General features: G+C 67.5%; 23 protein-coding genes. 12 read left to right on the forward strand and 11 right to left on the reverse strand.

What is annotated here, in order from left to right; all coding sequences use genetic code 11:
• Nucleotides 1-11 precede the first annotated feature (11 nt).
• The 4 genes from IEQ11_RS23550 to IEQ11_RS23565 all read left to right on the forward strand — a co-directional run bounded on the left by IEQ11_RS23550 (nt 12) and on the right by IEQ11_RS23565 (nt 3,478).
• Complete coding sequence (locus IEQ11_RS23550; protein WP_082578274.1) at nt 12-530, forward strand: RrF2 family transcriptional regulator; 519 nt, start codon at nt 12-14, stop codon at nt 528-530.
• A complete protein-coding gene (locus IEQ11_RS23555; protein ID WP_191821997.1) occupies nt 527-808 on the forward strand; it encodes a hypothetical protein in 282 nt (93 codons plus the stop codon). Before IEQ11_RS23550 ends, IEQ11_RS23555 begins: the two co-directional genes overlap by 4 nt.
• A 171-nt stretch (nt 809-979) precedes the next feature.
• The gene (locus tag IEQ11_RS23560; RefSeq protein ID WP_191821998.1) at nt 980-2,440 is read left to right on the forward strand and encodes an OprO/OprP family phosphate-selective porin; all 1,461 of its coding nucleotides are present in this window, start codon (nt 980-982) and stop codon (nt 2,438-2,440) included.
• A gap of 33 nt (nt 2,441-2,473) precedes the next feature.
• Nucleotides 2,474-3,478 (forward strand): sulfate ABC transporter substrate-binding protein, encoded by a 1,005-nt coding sequence (locus tag IEQ11_RS23565; protein ID WP_057922941.1) that lies wholly within the window; start codon nt 2,474-2,476, stop codon nt 3,476-3,478.
• 203 nt (nt 3,479-3,681) lie between these two features.
• Here the strand turns inward: IEQ11_RS23565 and IEQ11_RS23570 are convergent, their stop codons facing one another.
• Nucleotides 3,682-4,158 (reverse strand): hypothetical protein, encoded by a 477-nt coding sequence (locus tag IEQ11_RS23570; protein WP_191821999.1) that lies wholly within the window; start codon nt 4,156-4,158, stop codon nt 3,682-3,684.
• A gap of 292 nt (nt 4,159-4,450) precedes the next feature.
• Here IEQ11_RS23570 and cysT point away from each other — a divergent pair, with 292 nt between their 5' ends.
• The 4 genes from cysT (at nt 4,451) to hemB (ending at nt 8,588) form a co-directional block, all read left to right on the forward strand.
• The gene (cysT, locus tag IEQ11_RS23575) at nt 4,451-5,317 is read left to right on the forward strand and encodes a sulfate ABC transporter permease subunit CysT (protein WP_036108045.1); all 867 of its coding nucleotides are present in this window, start codon (nt 4,451-4,453) and stop codon (nt 5,315-5,317) included.
• Entirely contained in the window at nt 5,310-6,185 is an 876-nt protein-coding gene (gene cysW / locus IEQ11_RS23580; RefSeq protein WP_036108042.1) for a sulfate ABC transporter permease subunit CysW, read from the forward strand. The genes cysT and cysW overlap by 8 nt, the downstream gene beginning before the upstream one ends.
• 90 nt (nt 6,186-6,275) lie before the next feature.
• Complete coding sequence (locus IEQ11_RS23585) at nt 6,276-7,319, forward strand: sulfate/molybdate ABC transporter ATP-binding protein (protein WP_036108039.1); 1,044 nt, start codon at nt 6,276-6,278, stop codon at nt 7,317-7,319.
• Between the two features lie 276 nt (nt 7,320-7,595).
• The gene (gene hemB / locus IEQ11_RS23590) at nt 7,596-8,588 is read left to right on the forward strand and encodes a porphobilinogen synthase (RefSeq protein WP_036108036.1); all 993 of its coding nucleotides are present in this window, start codon (nt 7,596-7,598) and stop codon (nt 8,586-8,588) included.
• A 214-nt stretch (nt 8,589-8,802) separates the two neighbouring features.
• Here hemB and IEQ11_RS23595 read toward each other — a convergent pair whose 3' ends face one another.
• From IEQ11_RS23595 to IEQ11_RS23605, 3 genes are all read right to left on the reverse strand, one after another.
• The gene (locus IEQ11_RS23595) at nt 8,803-9,393 is read right to left on the reverse strand and encodes a hypothetical protein (protein WP_191822000.1); all 591 of its coding nucleotides are present in this window, start codon (nt 9,391-9,393) and stop codon (nt 8,803-8,805) included.
• A gap of 77 nt (nt 9,394-9,470) precedes the next feature.
• Complete coding sequence (locus tag IEQ11_RS23600) at nt 9,471-9,821, reverse strand: hypothetical protein (RefSeq protein ID WP_194735130.1); 351 nt, start codon at nt 9,819-9,821, stop codon at nt 9,471-9,473.
• On the reverse strand, nt 9,797-10,702 hold the full coding sequence (locus tag IEQ11_RS23605) for a TolB family protein (RefSeq protein WP_191822001.1): 906 nt from the start codon (nt 10,700-10,702) through the stop codon (nt 9,797-9,799). The genes IEQ11_RS23600 and IEQ11_RS23605 overlap by 25 nt, the downstream gene beginning before the upstream one ends.
• Nucleotides 10,703-11,048: 346 nt before the next feature.
• Between IEQ11_RS23605 and aroE the strand changes: the two genes are divergently transcribed.
• From aroE to IEQ11_RS23625, 4 genes are all read left to right on the forward strand, one after another.
• The gene (gene aroE / locus IEQ11_RS23610) at nt 11,049-11,918 is read left to right on the forward strand and encodes a shikimate dehydrogenase (RefSeq protein ID WP_036108026.1); all 870 of its coding nucleotides are present in this window, start codon (nt 11,049-11,051) and stop codon (nt 11,916-11,918) included.
• 74 nt (nt 11,919-11,992) lie between these two features.
• Complete coding sequence (locus tag IEQ11_RS23615; RefSeq protein WP_036108023.1) at nt 11,993-12,340, forward strand: hypothetical protein; 348 nt, start codon at nt 11,993-11,995, stop codon at nt 12,338-12,340.
• A 39-nt stretch (nt 12,341-12,379) separates the two neighbouring features.
• The gene (locus IEQ11_RS23620) at nt 12,380-12,727 is read left to right on the forward strand and encodes a DUF952 domain-containing protein (protein ID WP_051547428.1); all 348 of its coding nucleotides are present in this window, start codon (nt 12,380-12,382) and stop codon (nt 12,725-12,727) included.
• Nucleotides 12,724-12,987 carry a YkgJ family cysteine cluster protein gene (locus tag IEQ11_RS23625; protein WP_036108021.1) on the forward strand — a complete coding sequence of 88 codons (264 nt, stop codon included), beginning with the start codon at nt 12,724-12,726 and terminating at the stop codon, nt 12,985-12,987. Before IEQ11_RS23620 ends, IEQ11_RS23625 begins: the two co-directional genes overlap by 4 nt.
• A 451-nt stretch (nt 12,988-13,438) precedes the next feature.
• Here IEQ11_RS23625 and IEQ11_RS23630 read toward each other — a convergent pair whose 3' ends face one another.
• From IEQ11_RS23630 to IEQ11_RS23660, 7 genes are read right to left on the reverse strand one after another with little or no spacing between them, the layout of a single operon-like run.
• Complete coding sequence (locus IEQ11_RS23630; protein WP_191822002.1) at nt 13,439-14,833, reverse strand: DUF58 domain-containing protein; 1,395 nt, start codon at nt 14,831-14,833, stop codon at nt 13,439-13,441.
• A 10-nt stretch (nt 14,834-14,843) separates the two neighbouring features.
• Complete coding sequence (locus IEQ11_RS23635; protein ID WP_036108016.1) at nt 14,844-15,833, reverse strand: AAA family ATPase; 990 nt, start codon at nt 15,831-15,833, stop codon at nt 14,844-14,846.
• Entirely contained in the window at nt 15,830-17,044 is a 1,215-nt protein-coding gene (locus IEQ11_RS23640; RefSeq protein WP_046658269.1) for a DUF4350 domain-containing protein, read from the reverse strand. The genes IEQ11_RS23635 and IEQ11_RS23640 overlap by 4 nt, the downstream gene beginning before the upstream one ends.
• The gene (locus tag IEQ11_RS23645) at nt 17,041-18,705 is read right to left on the reverse strand and encodes a DUF4129 domain-containing protein (RefSeq protein WP_191822003.1); all 1,665 of its coding nucleotides are present in this window, start codon (nt 18,703-18,705) and stop codon (nt 17,041-17,043) included. Before IEQ11_RS23645 ends, IEQ11_RS23640 begins: the two co-directional genes overlap by 4 nt.
• Nucleotides 18,702-19,715 (reverse strand): stage II sporulation protein M, encoded by a 1,014-nt coding sequence (locus IEQ11_RS23650; RefSeq protein WP_191822004.1) that lies wholly within the window; start codon nt 19,713-19,715, stop codon nt 18,702-18,704. Before IEQ11_RS23650 ends, IEQ11_RS23645 begins: the two co-directional genes overlap by 4 nt.
• On the reverse strand, nt 19,712-20,395 hold the full coding sequence (locus IEQ11_RS23655; RefSeq protein WP_036108004.1) for an RDD family protein: 684 nt from the start codon (nt 20,393-20,395) through the stop codon (nt 19,712-19,714). Before IEQ11_RS23655 ends, IEQ11_RS23650 begins: the two co-directional genes overlap by 4 nt.
• A complete protein-coding gene (locus IEQ11_RS23660; protein ID WP_057922951.1) occupies nt 20,395-20,907 on the reverse strand; it encodes an RDD family protein in 513 nt (170 codons plus the stop codon). Before IEQ11_RS23660 ends, IEQ11_RS23655 begins: the two co-directional genes overlap by 1 nt.
• Between the last annotated feature and the right edge of the window lie 52 nt (nt 20,908-20,959).

The raw sequence follows: 20,959 nt of genomic DNA on the forward strand, positions 1-20,959 counted from the left end.
GTGAATGGGAAATGCTGACGATGAAGGCCAAGTACGCCCTGCGCGCGATGTGCGCGCTCGCGCGCGCCGAGCACGCCCGGCGCCCGACCGACCCCGCGCTGGTCCCGCGGCCGCGCCGCGAGCGGCTGCAGGCGCGCACCATCGCCGAACACAGCGGCGCGCCGAGCAAGTTCCTCGAAACCATCCTGGTCGACCTGCGCCAGGCCGGTTTCATCGACAGCCGGCGCGGCCAGAAGGGCGGCCACGCCCTCGCCCGCCCGGCCGACCAGATCATGGTCGGCGACCTGATCCGCGCCATCGACGGCCCGCTGGCGCCGGTGCGCTGCGCCAGCGTCAGCGCCTATCAGGCCTGCGCGGACTGCCCCGACCCGGACGCCTGCAGCCTGCGCTCGCTGATGCGCGAGGCGCGCGATGCGATCTCCGACGTGCTCGACCGGCGCAGCCTGCGCGAACTCGCGCTGGCGCCGGACTTTCTCGCCGCCTTGCCGATCGCCGAAGCGAGCCTGAGTCTCGACGGAGGCCTGTCGTGAACCGCGGCCCGGGCGCGAAACCGAAAGCCGCGTCGACGCGCAAACGCGCCACCACCGACGATGCGCAACAAGTCTCGACCGTGCGCTACCCGATCGCCCGCGACCCGGAACCCGAGATCAACATCGTCAACCTCAGCGATACCGAATACGTGTTGTTGAACGCGGTGCGCGAACTGCGCGCGGGCCGGATCGAAGTCGTCATCCAGGGTTCGCGCATCGTCGAGATCACCCGCACCCAGCGGGTCGAGGTCGACGCGGCGCAGGAGTCGTGGGCGTAAGCAACACCGTCAATTGAACGACCGCCCGCGGGGAAGCGGACGGTGGTTCGCGACATCGCGGTCAAGGGGTTCGGCGCTGGGCATTCGCGCCTCGATTGTTTTCACCGCTTTTGTTTTCTCCACTCAGTGCGTGGACCCATCCACGTCCGTCATCGATCGAAGGAGCACGTCATGCAAACCCGGGTTCGACCTGCGCTCAACGCGCGCACCGCGACCGTCTCGTTGTGGAGCGCGCTGGCCTGCGCGCTCGCCCTGCCGGTTCACGCACAGTCGAACGAGCTCACCGTCGAGCAGCTGGCCCAGCGCCTGCGCGCGATCGAGCAACGCCTGGGCGGCGGCGAGGCGATCGCCAATGCCTCCGCCGACAGCGGCAATCTCAGCGATCTCGACCAACGCCTGCGGGTGATCGAACGCAAACTCGAACTGCAGGCCGAGGAAAACGCCGCGCGCGTCGCCAGCACGCCGGTGGTATCGCTCAGCGCCAGCAAGGGCCTGTCGGTGAAATCGCCGCCGCCGGGCGATGTCGAACTCAAGTTCAAGGCGCTGGTGCAGGCCGACGGCCGTTTCTTCATCGACGACAGACAACTGCCGCAGAACGACACCTTCCTGTTCCGCCGGATCATGCCGACCATCGAAGGCACCTGGGGCCCGCTGATCGGTTTCCGCCTCACGCCCGAATTCGCCGGCGACAGCGCGACCATCGCCGATGCGTATTTCGATCTGAAGTTCGATCCGCGCGCGACCGTGCGGATCGGCAAGTTCAAGAGCCCGGTTGGCCTGGAACGTCTGCAATCCAGCGGCTCCACCGGCTTGATCGAACTGGGCTTGGCGTCGGAACTCACGCCCAACCGCGACTTGGGCGTGCAGCTGCAGGGCGAACTCGCCGGCTCGACGGTGTCGTATGCGCTGGGCGTGTTCAACGGCGCGGTCGACGGCCGCGACAGCCCGACCGTCAACCCCGACAACGAATTCGAACTCGCCGGCCGGGTGTTCGTCGAACCGTGGAAGAACGCGAGCAACGCGCTGTCGGGCCTGGGCTTCGGTGTGGCCGCGAGCAGCGGCGACCGCCGCGGCAACGGCAACAACTTCCTGCCGCGCTACCGCACCCCGGGCCAGACCCAGTTCTTCAACTACCGCAGCGCGGTGCTCGCCGACGGCGCGCAGACGCGCTGGTCGCCGCAGGCGTTCTACTACCGCAACGGCCTGAGCCTGCTCGGCGAATACGTCAGCTCCAGCCAGGACGTGCGCGTCGGCGCGTTCGCCGACGAACTCGAACACACCGCCTGGCAGCTCACCGCCGGCTACGTGCTGACCGGCGAAGACGCCGGCTACAAGGGCGTGGCTCGGCCTAACCAACCTTTTACGCTCGGTGCCGCAGGCTGGGGCGCGTTTGAACTGGTTGCGCGCTACGGCCGCCTGGAGATCGACGACGACGCCTTCCCGCGTTACGCCGACCGCAACGCCGTCGCCGCGGCCGCGCGTTCGTGGGGACTGGGCTTGAACTGGTACCTGACCGGCAACCTCAAGCTCGTCGCCAACTACACCCAGACTCAGTTCGATGGCGGCGCCGCCGCCGGACGCGACCGGGAAGACGAAAAAGCCTTCTTCACCCGCGCCCAGCTCGCATTCTGATTTGACCTCGCCCTTCCCTCACAGGAGCTACCGATGAAAACCGCACTCCGATTGACCCTGCTGGCCCTGGCGCTCGCCGCCGCGGGCACGGTCTCGGCCAAGGACACCGACCTGCTCAACGTGTCCTACGACCCCACCCGCGAGTTCTACGCCGAGGTCAATCAAGTCTTCGCCGCGCAATGGAAACAGCAGACCGGCGAAACCCTCAACATCCGCGCCTCGCACGGCGGCTCGGGCAAGCAGGCGCGCGCGGTCGTCGACGGGCTGGAAGCCGACGTGGTCACGCTCGCCCTGGCCGGCGACATCGACACCATCGCCAACGCCAAGCAGCTGCCCGCCAACTGGCAATCGCGTTTGCCGCACCAGAGCTCGCCCTACACCTCGACCATCGTGTTCCTGGTGCGCAAGGGCAACCCGAAGGGCATCAAGGACTGGGACGATTTGATCAAACCCGGCGTCGCGGTGATCACCCCGAACCCGAAGACCTCCGGCGGCGCGCGCTGGAATTATCTCGCCGCGTGGGCGTATGCCTCGACCAAGTTCCGCGACGGCGACAAGGTCGTCGACTTCCTCACCAGCCTGTTCAAGAACGTCCCCGTGCTCGACACCGGCGCGCGCGGCTCGACCACCACCTTCGTCGACCGCAAGATCGGCGACGTGCTGATCGCCTGGGAAAACGAAGCCCTGCTGACCCTGGAACAAGCCAACACCCGCGGCCAGTTCGAAGTCGTCATCCCGAGCCTGAGCATCAAGGCCGAACCGCCGGTGGCCTGGGTCGACAAGAACGTCGACAAACACGGCACCCGCAAACAAGCCGAAGCCTACCTGCGCTTCCTCTACACCCCCGAAGGCCAGCGCTTGGCCGCCAAACACGGCTACCGCCCGGCCGAACCCGACAAGGTCCCGGCGGCGGAACTGGCGAAGTTCCCGCAGGTGAAACAGGTAACCATCGACGGCGCGTTCGGGGGCTGGAAGAAGGCGCAGGCGGCGCATTTTTCGGATGGCGGGTTTTTTGACAAGATTTATTTGCCGAAGTGATCGACTTAAGCCCATAGCCACCCCAGCAAACGACAAGGCCCGCCGAAGCGGGCCTTGTCGTTTGCCGGGGTGTTCAAACCCGGAAAAACCCAACGAACTGCTCAATAAGCGCCCCCAATAGTTCTGTGGGACATCTTCGCAACTGATATATGCTCGCCTGTTCCGCGCCCGATCATCTTACGTTTCGTTGCCACCGATTGACGCTACAGAATCGAGGAGCAGTCGGCTGCCATATTCATGCCTTCACGGTGCTTAAGCACAAATGCCTCGACGACATTTGGCCGAGTCGGAACGGCACCTTTTACAGGCTGCTCCCAGGACTCCTTGAATCGAGGATACAACCGCCCTCGAAACGATACGACATCTGGAGCGCGCTGATCTGCATCTACCATCGTAAGCACTGACAGCACTATCGGCCCATTGATCAGTGTCAGGACCGGCACCCCTTTGCAATCGAATTGGATTGAATGCGACGCTGGATCGCCGGCTATCAATTCGATGCCCTTAAGTCTTAATGAAGCCTCCGCGTCGATGGCCTCTGCGCGAACTTGTGCGAACTCGTCAGCCGTCAATGGCATGAATGTTTGATGGTCAGCTTCAACAGAGACCGGGAAAAATACCCAGGCCAGAGCCAGGAAGCAAAGCCCGGTCGCAACACAGCCAGCAATTTTTGTTTTCATTTCGGATGACTCATCAGGTCCGGGCTCAGCGCGGTGGGTATCTCGAGCGTGGCCTCAGTTTGTCAGACCGATCTCACTTCGTGTTTCGAATCGGGTCCTTTTCACTCATACGACCAAGCCGCTGGTCTCATACCGCGTCCCCCATTCACTCGACTCAAACCCGGCCCCAGCCATCCCCACCCCATATCTCCATCCCGCACCTAGAAACAACCAACGCGCATTTCCCAGGAACCCCCGGAACGCGATAGCGTCCAACCCCTCTGTCCCCACAACACGTTGCCGCCCACGCCACATGAGCGAGCAAGTCCTTACTCTGCCGACCTCCGCCACCCGCTGGCGCCGGCCGCTGCCCGGTCTCGGGCTCGGGCTGGGCCTCGGGCTGACCTGGCTCGGCCTGATCGTCCTGCTGCCGCTGGCCGCGCTGATCCTGCGCTCGGGCGGGCTCGGCTTCGCCGGCTGGCTGCGCGCCATCTCCGATCCGCGGGTGATCGCCTCGCTCAAGGTCAGCTTCGGCGCCGCCTTCATCGCCGCGGTCGTGGCGCTGGTGTTCGGCGCGGTGATCGCCTGGGTGCTGGTGCGCTATCGCTTCCCCGGCCGGCGCCTGATGGACGCGATGGTCGATCTGCCGTTCGCGCTGCCGACCGCGGTCGCCGGCATCACCCTGGCCGCGATCTACGACCAGAACGGTTGGGTCGGGCAGTGGCTGCAGCCGTTCGGCATCCAGTTGGTCAACAACCTCACCGGCATCGTGATCGCGCTGATCTTCATCGGCCTGCCGTTCGCGGTGCGCACGGTGCAGCCGGTGCTGGAGACCCTCGGCCGCGAGCAGGAGGAAGCGGCGATTTCGCTCGGCGCCTCGCGTCTGACCGCGCTGCGGCGGGTGATCCTGCCCGAACTGCTGCCGGCGCTGCTGACCGGGTTCTCGCTGGCGTTCGCGCGCGGGCTGGGCGAATTCGGCTCGGTCATCTTCATCGCCGGCAATCTGCCGATGAAGACCGAGATCGCGCCGCTGCTGATCACCATCCGCCTGGAAGAGGACGGCGGCGTCACCGCCGCGATCGTGCTGGCGACCTTGCTGCTGCTGATGTCGTTCGCGTGCCTGGTCGCGATCAATGCTGCCTCGACCTTGTTCGCGCACGGGAATCGCCGCGATGGCTGACGCCCGCCTCCCGCCCGCGCGCGATCCCCTGCAGGAACCGGCCTGGGTGCGCTGGACCCTGATCGGCCTGGCCACCGCGATCATGCTGTTGATCGTGGTCATGCCGTTGTTCATGCTGCTCGGCGCCGCGCTGGGCAGCGGATTGAAGGTCTGGTTCGCCGCGGTCGTCGAGCCGCACACGATCCACGCGCTCAAGCTCACCTTGCTCACCGCCGCGATCGTGGTGCCGGTCAACGCGATCTGCGGCGTGTTCACCGCCTGGGCGGTGACCCGCTTCGAATTCCGCGGCAAGCGCACCTTGATGGCGCTGATCGACCTGCCGTTCGCGGTGTCGCCGGTGGTGGCGGGCCTGTGTCTAGTGCTGTTGTTCAGCCCGACCCACGGTTACTTCGCCGACCTGCTCAATCGCTACGACATCAAGATCCTGTTCGCCACGCCCGGCATCGTGCTGGCGACCATGTTCGTGACCTTCCCGTTCGTGGTGCGCGAGTTGATCCCGCTGATGGAACAGCAAGGCAGCGACGAGGAACTGGCCGCGCGCTCGCTCGGCGCCAATGCCTGGACCATGTTCTTCCGCGTCACCTTGCCCAACATCAAATGGGGCCTGTTGTACGGCGTGCTGTTGTGCAGCGCGCGCGCGATGGGCGAGTTCGGCGCGGTGACGGTGGTGTCGGGCAATGTCATGGGCCAGACCAATACGCTCTCGCTGCATGTCGAGGTGTTGTACAAACAGATGGGCGGCGAAGCGGCGGCGGCGTTCGCGGTGGCGTCGTTGTTGGCGGGTCTGGCCCTGGTCACCCTGGTGGTCAAGATCTGGCTGGAAGCGCGGCACGGCGATGCGCTCGCGCGTTCGCACCGAAGACACTGACGCACGCTGCGTTCGCATCGCGCTACTCGCTTCGCTCAACTCACTCCTCTCCACCGCTTCTACTGCTTGCTTCACCAGGTATCGCCACGAATGGATCTGCATCTAAAAGCCATCGCCAAGCGTTATGCGAACGTCGCCGCGCTCGACTCAGTCGATCTCGACGTCGCCTCGGGCGAGCTGGTCGCGCTGCTGGGGCCGTCGGGCTCGGGCAAGACCACGCTGCTGCGCGTGATCGCCGGCCTGCTGCAGCCCGATTCGGGCCGGCTGCTGTTCGGCGAACACGACGCGACCCGGCTGAGCCTGCGCGAACGCAATGTCGGTTTCGTGTTCCAGCACTACGCCTTGTTCAAGCACATGACCGTGGCCGAAAACATCGCCTTCGGTCTGCGCAGCCGGCCGCGCGCGCGGCGGCCGGACAAGGCCGCCATCGCCAAGCGCGTGCAGGAGCTGCTGAGCCTGATCCAGCTGCCGGAACTCGGCGCGCGCTATCCCGAACAACTGTCGGGCGGGCAGAAGCAGCGCGTCGCGCTGGCGCGCGCGCTGGCGATCGACCCGACCGTGCTGCTGCTCGACGAACCCTTCGGCGCGCTCGACGCCAAGGTGCGGGTGGAACTGCGGCGCTGGTTGCGGCGTCTGCACGAACACACCGGGCAGACCACCTTGTTCGTCACCCACGATCAGGAAGAAGCGCTGGAACTGGCCGATCGCGTGGTCGTGCTCAAGGACGGCCGGATCGAACAGATCGGCACGCCCGACGAGATCTACAGCGCGCCGGCCTCGGCCTACGTGTTCGATTTCATCGGCCGGGCCAACGTGATCGAAGGCCAGACCGAGGGCGGCGAGTTGTCGGTCAACGGCCACGCCCTGCGCCTGCCGGTGGACGGCAGCAGCCGCAGCCGCGCGCGCCTGTATGTGCGCCCGCACGACATCGCCCTGGTCGGCGAGGGCGAGGGCCTGCCGGCGCGGGTGATTTCCTCGCACCGGCTGGCCGAGCGGATCACGCTGGAACTGGTGGTCGAGGGCCAAAGCCGGCCGCTGGAGCTGGACTTGGTGGCGACGCCCGACGCGGTGACCCCGGCTTCGGGCAGCACGGTGCATGTGCGGCCGTTGCGGTATCGGGTGTATTCGGACTGAGTTCTTCTTGAGCCCCTCTCCCGTTGAGCCCCTCTCCCGCTTGCGGGAGAGGGGTTGGGGTGAGGGCAAGCGATTACGCCGCGCTGTTACGAAGCAACGCGCCTGCGGCGCTCCCTCACCCCGGCCCTCTCCCGCACGCGGGAGAGGGAGACAAGCGGCAGGCTGGAACGGGAAGCCCCTCGGCCCACCTTGCCCTGAACGGCGGAACACACCATCCCCACCGCGCCGCGACCGTCGGTCGCAGGCCTCCGCGCGGCTCGGGAGTAAACTAACCCCATGACCTATCCCCACTCGCGCCCGCGGCGGATGCGCCGCGACGACTTCTCTCGCCGCTTGATGCGCGAGACCGTCCTCACCGCCAACGACCTGATCTATCCGGTCTTCGTCCACGAACTCGACGGCCGCGCGCCGGTCGGGTCCATGCCCGGCATCGAACGCCTGTCGATCGACGAGCTGCTGCGCGTGGCCGAACGCGCCAGCGAGTTGCGCGTGCCCGCGCTGGCACTGTTCCCGGTGACCGCGCCGGAGGCCAAATCGCTCGACGCCGCCGCCGCGTGGGACGACGACGGCCTGTGCCAACGCGCGATCCGCGCGCTCAAGCAGCGCTTCCCGGAGCTGGGCGTGATCACCGATGTCGCCCTCGATCCCTACACCACCCACGGCCAGGACGGGCTGGTCGACGACAGCGGTTACGTCATGAACGACGAAACCGTCGAGGCGCTGGTCAAGCAGGCGCTGTCGCATGCCGTCGCCGGCGCCGATGTGGTCGCGCCCAGCGACATGATGGACGGCCGCATCGGCCAGATCCGCAACGCGCTGGAACGCGACGGCCATATCCACACCCGCATCCTGGCCTACAGCGCCAAGTACGCATCGAGTTTCTACGGCCCGTTCCGCGACGCGGTCGGCTCGGCCGGCGCGCTCGGCAAGGGCAACAAGTACACCTACCAGATGGACCCGGCCAACAGCGACGAAGCGATGCGCGAGATCGCGCTCGATCTCGACGAAGGCGCCGACATGATCATGGTCAAGCCGGGCATGCCCTACCTCGACATCGTGCGCCGCGCGAAGGACGAGTTCGGCGCGCCGACCTTCGTCTATCAGGTCAGCGGCGAGTACGCGATGCTGCGCGCGGCGATCCAGAACGGTTGGCTGGACGAGCGCGGTTGCGTGCTTGAGGCGTTGACTTCGATCAAGCGCGCCGGCGCAGACGGCGTGTTGACCTACTTCGCCTTGGATGCGGCGCAGTGGCTGCGCGAGGCGAACTGAGCCGCATCGATACGACGATTGCGGCGCGCGCATGTATCCCCATATGCGCGCGCGATGCGAACGGCCCGGCTTCAATCAACCGGCATTGATACTGGCCGTGAATTTGAACGCCGCGTCCGTGTTCGCGGCGTCCGGATTCGATCGATAGTGCTCGGCGCGACCTCGCGCGCCGCAAATCGCCGCGAGGCTGCAAGCAGCCCCGCGGCAACCTGCATCAATACGGGTAGAACGTGCAGGCTTCCATCACTCTCACGTTCAATTGCGAAGCGTAGCCTTGCAACTGGCCTTCGCAATCGCTCTGGGTGACGGCGACGATGTGCTCGTAATGGAAGGTGTAGCTCAGCGTGGTGCCGTTCGGACCGGACACGCTATGCGGCTCGGCCCAGCGCACCGTGGCTTGCCAGGTACCGAACGGCTGTGGCGGCTGCGGCGTGACCGGAAGGCCGCCGGGCGGCGCGGCGAAAACGGGCGCCGCCGTGGCCAGCAGCAACATCGAGAACAGCAGACCCCCAAAACTACGTTTCATGTTGCTCATAAAGATCCTTTTTATTGCCACACAACGTGGCGGGGGAAGGATAGCGGCGTCGATCGCGATCGCGATTCGCAACGGCATCGCGTCGCGCGCGCGGCCGATAAGCGGCGAGCCATCCGCGACTAGCGGAAACGCGCAAGCGCAATCCTCCGACGAACGGCCAGCCGCTTGTGCTGCAATGCGGCGCAGGCCGAACGCCAGCGCAACGGCGTCGCTCGCGCCCGTCCGTTTGTGTGTTCGCATCGCGTACAACGATGCTTCGCTGCGCCTCATGCAATGAAGCGGATGTTGCGCGCGCGAAACATCTGATGACGAAGTTCCGCGACCTTGAAAGAACTGTGCGCGACAGCTCAGATTTCGACGATGCAGATCGGCGCGCTGGGATGCCCGCCAATCAAGCGCGCCAGTTCGATCGCGTCGTCGAGACTTTCGTCCGCTTGATGGAAGGCGGTGAGAATGTCGTAACCGTCATCGCCGCCGGGCTCGCGGCCGTCGCGCAGACTCAGCTCGATGCAGGTCCAGTCGACGACGTCCTGCAATGCGGACGCATCGGTTCCGACCACGCCGACGTAACTCACGCCATCGCGCAGCCATTGCTCGACCCAGTGCGCGAGCGCGGCGCGGTCGCCGCCGCGCGAATGCACCACGATCTTGTTCGCGAAGGCGCGGTCGCGAATCACCGCGACGCTGTCGTCACGCAACCGTCCTGGCCGCTCGCGGCCGGCGCCTTCATCCGGTACAGATCCATCTTGCCGGCCTTCGGCGCCTTGGCCGAACCGCTGACCAACAGTTCGCCGGGCTTGTTCCAATCCACCGCCGGCCCGAGCGTGTAGCCCTCGGCCGTGTTGAACGACAACGCCAGCGGCGTCGCCTCGCCATAACGCGAACCATCGCACTGCGCGAGGTACAGCCGGATCGGATCGTGTTCGACGTCGCTCGAACGCGCGAACACGATGGCGCGGCCATCGCCGAGCCAGGCCGCGTCGAATTCGTCGGCGGCGGTGTTCACGCCCGGCACCGGCTTGGGATCGGCAAACGCGCGGCCGTTCCAGCTCGCGACGAACAGATCGTGCCGGCCCGCGCCGCCGAACCCGTTGCTGGCGAACAGCAGTTGCTTACCGTCGCGGCTCGGCGTCGGCGCCCATTCGTCGCCGCGGCTGTTGACGCCGGAGCCGAGGTTCTCGGCCGCGCCGTAGCTTCCGTCGGCCTGCACCACCGCGCGATACAGATCGTCGCCGCCCTTGCCGCCGGGCCGGTTGGAGAAGAAATACAGCCAACGGCCGTCGGCACTGAACAAGGGATCGAAATCGTTCGCCGCCGAGTTGATCGTCAGCGGTTCGGGCTGTTGCCAGCGGCCGTCGATCAGCCGCGCCTGCCACAGGTCCCAGCCGCCCGCGCCGCCCTTGCGGTCGGTGCTGCCCCAGACGATGCGCTGGCCGTCGGGGCGGATCGCGCCGCGCACTTCGCTGTGCGGGGTGGAGACCACGCCCATGCCTTCGATGCCGAATTCCGACAGGGCGAAGGCGCTGCCGGCGAGGGTGCAGCCCAGCAGCAGGCTCAGGCGGGAGATGGCATTGCGCATGGGGACGTGGGCTTGCGACGGGTGCTGGCAGTTTAGTCCGGCGATGCGGTCGGCTGTCGCGGTCGGGCGCGGCGTTCTCGCGTTGGCGTCGCGGCCCGGGCCTCGACCGCACGGCCGTTGCCCGGGTCCCGAACGACAAGGCGATCACTGCAATTCACAATCGCCGCACATCCCACTGTGCGCAGTCGAAACGCGACCCGTGCGGTCCGTGCCGAGTCGGGCGTTGGCGCCGGCGGCGCGCTGGTCAGCCCGCGGGCGAGGAGTAGACTTCGGGGGAACCGGACCCTGGCGCGCCGCTCGGTGCGTCTTCCCCCAGGAAGGGTCATCCGTCCAGAGAGGCGCCTGCATGTCGATCGATTCGAATTCGTCCAGCCCGGTCCTGCGTTACGCGGTGTTCGGCCATCCGGTCGCGCACTCGCTGTCGCCGCGCATCCATGCCGCGTTCGCGCGCCAGTTCGGGATCGGGCTGGAGTACACCGCGATCGATGCCGCGCCGGAACGTTTCGACGTCGCCCTGGCCGAGTTCGCCGCCGAGGGCGGACTGGGCGCCAACATCACCCTGCCGCTGAAGACCCGCGCGGCGAGCATCTGCTCGCAGCTGAGCGAGCGCGCCCAGCGCGCCGGCGCGGTCAACACCCTGATCCGCAGCGCCACCGGCTGGGAAGGCGACAACACCGACGGCGTCGGCCTGATCCGCGACCTCACCGAACGCCACGGCCTGGACCTGCGCTCGCGCCGCACCCTGCTGATCGGCGCCGGCGGCGCCGCGCGCGGCGTGGCGCCGGCGCTGCTCGATGCCGGCATCGGCGATCTGTACATCGTCAATCGCACGCCCGAACGCGCCGATGCGCTGGCCGATGCGCTGGGCCTGCCGGGCCGGGTGCATCCGCGCTATCTCGCCGACGTCAACACGCTCGGCAACTTCGATCTGATCGTCAACGCGACCTCGGCCGCGCGCATCGATGCGATGCCGACCTTGCCGATGAGCCTGGCCACGCCGCGCACCGCAGCGGTCGACCTGAGCTACGGCGAGGTGGCGGTGCCGTTCCTGGCGTGGGCGAAGGTCGCCGGCGCGCACGATCGCGTCGATGGTCTGGGCATGCTGGTCGAACAGGCCGCCGAGAGTTTCGAACGCTGGCACCGCAAGCGTCCGGATACCGATCCGGTGTATGCGCAACTGCGCCAGGGTGCGTCGGCGCTGGTCACCGCCGACTGATATCCGCGAGGCTCGCATCGTCCGGCGACGCTGAGCGGTCGCATCGGCGTAACGAGCCGCCTTTGGAAACTGCGATGGACTCCAACGATCTGTTCGTGGCGATGCTCGGCCCGCTGATGAGCTCCGCGCCGCACGTGCTGGTGTGCACGGCCGGCCTGGTGCTGTGCCTGGCGCGGCGAACCGCGCTGGGCAGCGCCGGTGTCTATGGCAGCCTGGGTTTCGCCTTGCTCATCGGCGGCTCGCTGGTCGGCCTGGCCGGCCAGGCCTGGTTCCTGTGGGGCCAAATGCATGGTGAAGCCACCCCGCGCTCGCTCGCGCTCAGCATCGGCGCATTCGGCGTCGTGACCACCGTGATGCATGCCATCGCCATGGGGTTGCTGATCGCCGCGATCCTGGCGCGGCGACCGGCGCGGGCGGCATGAACGGCGCGGACCGCGCCGCATCCTGTTGAGGCGAGATCGATGTCGACACCAACCACGCAGGCCGACGTAACGCGCCCCGACACCGTCTACCACTTCGCCGATCCGGCCGACTGGGCGCACGCGCAGGCAGCCGGCGCCTACGCGCCCGATGCGCTGCATCGCGACGGGTTCCTGCATTGCGCGACCCAGGCGCAACTGGCCGGCGTGGTCGAACGTCATCAACGCGGCCGCGGCGCGCGGGTATTGCTTACGCTGGATGCCGCCGCGTTGGGCGATGCGCTGCGCTACGACTGGAGCGAGCGCAGCGGCGATCATTTCCCGCACGTATACGGACCGATCCCGCTGTCGGCGGTGGGTTCGGCCGAACCGTTCCTCGCGCCGGCATGAACGCGATCTGCCGCGACCGCTGCGGCGCGTGCTGCATCGCGCCGTCGATCACTTCGCCGATTCCGGGCATGCCGAACGGCAAACCGGCCGGCGTGGCCTGCGTGCAACTCGACGAGCAACTGCGTTGCCGCTTGTTCGGAAAACCGGAGCGACCGAAGTTCTGCGGGTCGCTGCAGCCTTCGTTCGAGATGTGCGGGCGCGATCGCGGCGAGGCGATGAGGGCGCTGGATGCGTTGGAGCGGATGACCGCGCCGGGTTGAGGCTCGTCGAAAGATTGATCGCAGCGACCTGTGCTGTTGCCTTCTTTGACAAAGGGGGCGAACGGCCGCGGAGCGGACGTGGGGGATTTACTTTTGCTGTTGCTTGCTTCAGGAGCAAAAGCGAATCCCCCCTGCCCCCCTTTTCCAAAGGGGGGAAAAGCAGATGCGAATGTGTTGCGGTGCGCGCCGAGGGTTGGAATTGGCGCCGCTTGGCTTGGCTTGGCTGAGTTCGGCCCGGTCCGGTCCGGCATGAACCGAAGTTGGCAAACACAGCGCGGCCATGCTCGGCTATCCAGGCAAATCGCAACGACCTGTGCTTTTGCCCTCTTTGACAAAGGGGGCGAACGGCCGCGGAGCGGACGTGGGGGATTTGCTTTTGTTGTTGCTTCTTCTTCAGGGGCAAAAGCGAATCCCCCTACCCCCTTTTGCAAAGGGAGGAACAGCAAATGCCTTACAGCAACCCGTCGCGCTTGACCGCCAGATACTTCTCCACCAGCGACGCGGCCAGTTGGTCGCAGCTCACGTCCAGCACCATCACGCCGTGGTTGCGCAGCGCTTCGTGGGCGGCCACGCGCAGCTCAAGGTATTGCGCGGTCGCGCCGGCGCGGATCGCGCCGGACAGGTCTTCGACGTCTTCGCTCAAGGCCTGATCCAGCGAGCCTTCGCGCAGACTCGCCACGCACACCAGATGCCGCCCGCGCAGCATGCGCACCGCAGCGAGCAGGTCGTCCATGTCCTCGTCGCGCAGGTTGGTCACCAGCATCACCAGCGAACGGCGGCGCTGGCGCAGCGACAGTTCGGTCGCCGCGGCCAGGAAGTCGGTCGCGATCGGCTGCGGCTGCAAGGCGTAACTGGCGCGCAACAGGTTGTCGATCGCGCCGACGCCGCGCTGCGGCGGCACCCAGCGGCTTTCGCCGCCGCTGGCGAGCAGGCCCACGCCGTCGCCCTGGCGCAGCGCGAGATACGCCACCACCAAGGCCGCATCGAGCACATGATCGAAATGCGAATGCTCGCCGTCGCGCGCCATCAGGCGGCGGCCGGTGTCGAGCATCAGCACCAGTTGCTGGTTGCGTTCGTCCTGGTACTCGCGCGAGATCAGCCGGCGCGCGCGCGCGGTCGCTTTCCAGTCGATCTGGCGCAGGCTGTCGCCGACGCGGTACTCGCGCATCTGATGGAAGTCGGTGCCTTCGCCGCGACGGCGCTTGACGTGCGCGCCGACCAGGCGCGAGGCCTGTTCGGCGCTGAACATCGCGAACTTGGCCAGCGGCGCGAAGTTCGGAAACACGCGCACGCGCTGCAGGTCGCCGGACACCCGCGATTGCCACCACAGGCCCCACGACGAATGCAGGCGCAACTGCACGCCGTCGAACTGGAAATCGCCGCGGGTGTTGGCGCGCAGCTCGTATTCGAAACTCGCGCGCTCGCCGCGGCGCAGATCGAGCCGGCGCGGCAGGTTGCGCAGCGCCCAGCCGCCGGGATGCAGATCGAACGCGTCCAACCGTTGCCGGCGCGCGGTGGTTTCGAAGGTCAGCGTGACCGGGCGTTCGACGCCGATCGCCCAGGTGTCGTGCATGCGCCGCTCGACCGTCGGAGTCGGCGCGCGCAGCAATCGCACCAAGTCGACGATCAGAATCAGCGCGATCGCCGCGGTCAGCCACTGCCACACGTACGGCGCCAGCCAACCCGCGCTCGCGGCCAGACCGACCGCCGACCACGGCACCACCAGCCAGGCCCAACGCGGCGACGGCCGCGCCCAGCCGCGTCGCGGCAATGCGCGGTCGCGCGGCACCGACAGCGCGGCGGCCGGCGAGGCGACGGGCAACGGCGGCGGCACGCCTGCTTTCATCAAGGTGCACTCATTGACGCGGCGCTTCCACCGTCGCGAGCAGCGCGTGCAACACATCGTCGGGCGACTGGCCTTCGATCTGCAGCTCCGGCGCCAGCGCGATGCGATGGCGCAGCACCGGCTTGGCGATTTCGCGCACGTCGTCGGGGGTGACGAAATCGCGATCCGACAGCACCGCCTGCGCGCGCGCCGCGCGGATCAGGCCGAGGCTGCCGCGCGGACCGGCGCCGAGCGAGATGCCGGCCCAGTCGCGGGTCTTGCCGACGATGCGCACCACGTAGTCGATCACCGCCTCGTCCACCCGCACCAGCGCGGTGCCCTGCTGCATCGCCACGATCTCTTCCGGACCGAGCACGCGCCGCACCTGAGACAGATCGAAATCCGACGCGCTGCGGCCCAGGCTGACCGCGGTGACCATGCGCTTTTCGTCGGCGCGGCTGGGGTAGTCGATCAGGATCTTCAGCAGGAAACGATCCAGCTGCGCTTCGGGCAGCGGATACGTACCTTCCTGCTCGACTGGATTCTGCGTGGCCAGGGTCAGGAACGGCGGAGGCAGTTCGAAGCTGTGGCCTTCGATGGTGACCTGCAGTTCCTGCATCGCTTCGAGCAAGGCCGACTGGGTCTTGGCCGGGGCGCGGTTGATTTCGTCGGCCAACAGCAGATTGGTGAACACCGGGCCGCGACGGATGTTGAAGCTCTCCGTCTTGGGGTCGTACACCGCGTGGCCGCTGATGTCGCTGGGCATCAGGTCGGGGGTGAACTGCACGCGCGCATAGCCGCAGTCCAGGGCCTTGGACAGCGCGCGCACCACCAGGGTCTTGCCCAGGCCGGGCACGCCTTCGAGCAACGCGTGACCGCCGGCGAGCAGCGCGATCAGGATCTGGTCGAGCACGTCGGCTTGGCCGATGAAGGCCTTGCTGACTTCGTCGCGCACGGCGGCGGCGCGTTGCGCCAGCGCGGTGCCGGTGATCGGAACGAGCGGGGCGGCGTCGAGGCTCATAAGCGGTTTCTCATGCGGATCAAAGTGGCGATGCGGGTGCGGAACGCGGCGTGGTCGCGCGTCAGCGGCTGGGTCAGGGCGTCGCCGATCGCGGCGGCGCCCAGGGTCGGGTCTTGCTTGTAACGTTCCACCAGCAGCGCGACCTGTTCCTGGCCCTGCTGCGCGGCGGCGTACGGGTCGCGGCGGCGCAGGCGCAGCAGGAAGGCGCGGCGCGCGGCTTCGTACAGGATCGCGCCGTAGCCGTAGCGGTAGATGTGTTCGCCGCTGGCGACGATGTGTTCGAGCAGCGAACGCCGCTCCAGCGCCGGCGCCGGCCGCAGCGGGCCGAAGCGCTGGGTGCGCTGCCACAGCCAGCCCAGCAGCCACAGCAGCAACGGCAACCAGGCCATCCAGCTGTTGAAGATCAGGGTCTTCCACAGCGACGGCACTTCCGCCGCGTAGATCAGATGGATGGTGCCGGCGCGGTAATTCGGCGCCAGCAGCTGCCGCGCGAACGCCGCGTTGGCCGGCGCGGCGATTTCGTCGGTGCCGAAACTGAAGGCGCTCAGCAAGGGATTGGCGTTGCCGCGGTTGGACAAAAAGTCCATGTCGGCAAGCACGTCGACCGAGCCCTTGCCGCGCGGGAAGCGCGCATAGACGTAGGCTTCGTCTTCATCGCCCCAGGCGTAGTCGGGCTCGACATCGCTGTTGTAGTAGTAGAACCGGCGCGCGTTGCAGAACAGGCTCTGTTGCTCGAGCCCGCGTTCGTACAGGCCGACGCAGTCGTTGCGCTGGTCCTGCGGGCTGCTGTCCTCGGCGTCGAGCAAGGTCAGGCCGAGCGTATCGAGCACCGGCACCGGCGATTCGCCGAGCTTGTCGCGCAGCGGCGGCGTGCGCACGATCAGATGACCGCCGCGTTCGACCCAGCCGAGCAGTGCGTCGGCATCGGCTTTCGACAGCGTGCGCGGGTCGCGGTAGATCAGCACCGTGTCGCGCGGCTGCAGCGGATGCAGGGCCAGCGCCAGGCGCTGGCGCGCGTCGACCTTGACCTTGTCGTTGCGCAGGGCGAGCTTGAGGATGTACAGCGGGTTGCTGGCCGCTTCGCCGCTGCGCGGCTCTTCGACCTCTTCCTCGACCTTGACGTAGTTGCTGCGCCACAGCGAAACGCCGAGCAGCAACGCGGCGATCAGCACCACCGCGCCGACGATCGTGAACACGAGATTGCGGTTCATACCGCCCACCCGAAGCGCTGGCTGAGCTGGCCGACCAGATCGTCGAAGTCCTGCGGCTCGGGCAGGCTTTCGGCGTAGGCCGCGTACTGCCAGGTGCGCACGGCGCGCGCGAACACGTCGCGGTCCTCAGCCGAGCCGAGCTTGCGCGAGGCGCGCAGGCACTGCGCCTCGGTCGCGCCGGGCACCAGCACGATGTCGGCGCGCTTGGCCATGGACTCGACCGCCGCGCGGTACATAAGCGCGAGCGCGTCGCGATGGCGGCCGGCCTGCCACAGCCGGCGGATCGCGGTGGGCAGATTGTCGGGCAGCGGTTCGGGTTCGCTATGCACCGCGGTGCGCACGCCGGGCGGCGCCTGCTCCTCTTCGCTGGCGCCGCCGCGGAACCAGCCCAGCCAGCGGCCTAGAGTGAACAACAGCAAGCCGACGATCACCGCCACCACGGCCCACATCAGCACTTTCGCCACCGCGGCCAGTCCGCCGCCGAGGCCTTCGAACTTGGACGGATCGACCGGCTTGGGCTCGTCTTTCTTTTTCTTCTTGGCCTCGTGCTTGGGCTTCCACACCATCTGCTTGCGCTTGGGCGCGACCGTGGGGTCGTTCATCGCCTTGGCCACCGCATCGCGCATGGCGCGGTCGTCGCTGCGCTGCTCGCCGTAGATCTCGTTCAAGGTCGACGGCAGGCGCTTGGCTTTCTTGCCGTCGACCAGGCCGCGGATCGGCGCGCTGGTGGGTTCGTATTCTTCTTCATCGCCTTGTTCATCGTCGCCGCTTGCCTGCGCGGGTGGCGCCTGCGTCGACGACGGCGCCTGCACCGCGGATGCGTCGGGCGCCGACGGCTCCTGTGCTTGCGCATCGGCCAGCCAGCCGAAGGTCAGGCACAACGCCAGGAAAGTCGGCGCGGCCGCCGCGGCCAGGCGCGCGCGCAGGCGGCGGAACACGATCTCGATGTCCCAGCCTTCGATATCGGTGCGGCGATTGAGGTACAGGCCGAAACCGGCGCCGACGTAGAACGGCTCGATCACGCTGACCGCGATCCAGGCCAGCAGATTCAACATCGCGTTGAACCACTGCGGCTGCTCGGTGAACGATTCCAGCAAGGCCTTGAAGGTGTCGGGCAGGTAATCGAACGGGATGAACATCATCGCGCCGAGCAAGGTGCCGATCACCAGCAGGATTTCGAAATGCACGCACACCAGGGTCAGCAGCGCGCACATGCCGTAGACCGGCGCGCCGAGCGCCGCGCGGCGTTGACGCGCCTCGCTGCCGCTGCCGCCTTCGAGCAGGTCCACCGGCAGGTACAGCGAACGCGCCGGGCCGAGCCGGCGCCAGGTCAGGTACGGCAACCACCAGCGCGCGCCCCAGCGGAACTGGGCGCGCACGGTCTGGCGCGTGCCGGGGGTTTCGCCGAACACCGCGCGCGAGATCACGAACAACACGATGCGGTCGAACCACGGCTTGAGCCACCACATCAGCAGGCCCGACAGCCACAGCAGGTCCAGCGCCCAGCCGACCGCGTTGAGCAGCACCAGGATCGGCACGGTCACCAGCAGCCAGGGTTTCCAGATCGCGCCGGCGTGGCGGCGCACCAGGGCCATGCCGAGTTCGGCGGCTTCCCAGGAGGTGCGCGGACGCAGGGTGACGGTGAGCGCTTCGAGTTTCATGCGGCGTCTTCGTCGTCGCGATGGATCGCGTTGCGGCCGCCGCGCAGCAGCCAGGCGAACACCAGCAGCCACAGCACCGCGCCGACCGCGTACTTGATCGGCGCCGGGATGCTGGAAATCGACGACCAGAACGCCTCGACGAAGGCCGCGAACACCAGCATCGCGAACACGCCGATGCAGATCTTGGCGCCGCGCCGGCCGCCGTGGATCAGCGAATCGATGCGCCGGCGCTGGCCCGGCGCGATCAGGCTCAGGCCCAGACGCAGGCCGGCGCCGCCGGAGATCACGATCGCGGTGAGTTCGGGCGCCGAATGGCCGGCGACGAAGCGCCAGAACGGATCGCCGTGGCCGACCGCCTGCAGGTGACCGGCGACGCCGCCGATCATGATGCCGTTGAAGATCAGCACGAACACCGTGCCCAGCCCGGCCAGCAAACCGCTGGCGAAGGTCTGGAAACCGATGCCGACGTTGTTGCCGATGTAATGGGCGAACATCTGCAGATCGTCTTCGTTGGTGCGGCCCAGGTCGCCCTTGCCGGCCGGGTCGTACATCTGCTCGAAGTTGGCCAGGCTCTGCGCGTCGAACAGGCCGGCGGCGAGGTCGGGCTTGATCTGGATGGCGACGAAGATGGTCACCAGCGGCACCACGAACAACAGCGCCGCGGCCAGCATGCAGCGGGCCTCGGCGCGCACCAGCCGCGGAAAGCCGGCCAGCAGGAATTCGACCGCGCGCCGCCAATGCACCGGCTTGGTCTGGTACAGCACGCTGTGGCCGCGCTGCATCAACTGCTGCAGGCGGTCGGTGACCACCGCGCTGTAGCCGCGCCGCCGCGCCAGCGCGAGCTGCTGGCACAGCCGGCGATGGCGCGCGGGCAGTTCGTCGTCGGCGATGCCGGTCCATTCGCGCCGATGGCGGCGCGCGTCGCGCGCGCTGACCGAGCGTTTTTCCAGCCACAGCTCGAAATCGCGCCATTCGGCCTGGTGGCGTTCGACGAAGCGTTCCTGTCTCATCGGCGGCCCAGCAACCAGTTGGCGATGCCGTACAGGCGCACCACCGCGGCCTGGCCGCGCGACAGGGTCAGCGGTTCGACCAGCTCGGCCAGTTCGGCCTGACGCGCCGCGGTCAGGCGCGGCGCGCGTTCGGCGAAGGCGACCACGGCCGCCTGTTCGTGTTGCAGCAGGACGATGGTCGGCGCGAGCGCCGGCGCGACCTGCGCTTCGTACAAGGTCTGCTGGCGCGCGGCGTGGACGACCAGCGTGCCGGCGACCATGTCGCCCAGGCGCCGGCCCCAGGGATCGATCAGGCTGGTCACCAGACCGACCGCATACCCCACCGGCAGCGCATCGACCACGCGCAGCAGATTGCGGGTGAACGAGGCCATCCAGCCGACCGGCGCGCCGTCGGCGGCGACCACGCGCAGGCCCAGCGCCCATTTGCCGGGCGTGCGGCCCTGCATCAGCACTTCGAACAGGACCATGTAGAACCAGCTCAGCACGAAGGTCACCAGCATCAAGATCGCGTAGCCGGCGCCGCCGAACAGCGCGGTCAGCAATTGGTACAGCGCCAGGTAGATCGCGATGCGCGCGACCAGGTCGAGCACATAGGCGAGCGCGCGCGGCAGCGGCCCGGCCGCGCGCAGGTGCAGCGCCACGCCCTCGGGCGTCACCACATGGCGGTAGGTGTCGAGCATCAGACGATGACGACCTTGGTGTCGGCCAGCAAATCGTGCAGGCAGCGGCTTTCCTCGCCGAAGATCCATACGACATTGATCAGCGAGAACATCAAGCCGATGCACGGCACTTGTTCGATGATCCCGATCACCAGCATGCGCAGGCCGAAGATGCGGCCGAAGCTGGCATCGGTGCCGTCGTTGCGCACGATCTTGATCCGCATCCAGCGCTTGCCCAGAGTCTGCGAGGACTGCGCCAGCAGCACCAGCTGATAAATGAACAAGCCCAGCGCGGCCAGCAGCGCGACGCAGGAGGTGATCAGCTGCAGCGGCGAGGGGTCCTTGCTGTCGGGTTCGAGCCCGACCGCGACGAACAACGGAAAGAAGCACACCATCATCAGGCCCCAGTCGATCAGACGCGCGACCAGGCGAATCCACGGATCGGCCTTGATGGTCCGGTCGTCCACCCAGGCATGGGCCGGCAACGGCGGCGGCGCGGTCGGCGCGGCGTACGGATTCTGCAAGTCTTCCATGCGGTACCGAGTCCTGAGTCCTGCTTTTTCCCCTGCCGCGACTGTAAACGCG

This window comes from Lysobacter capsici (assembly GCF_014779555.2).
GTDB classification, from domain to species: domain Bacteria; phylum Pseudomonadota; class Gammaproteobacteria; order Xanthomonadales; family Xanthomonadaceae; genus Lysobacter; species Lysobacter capsici.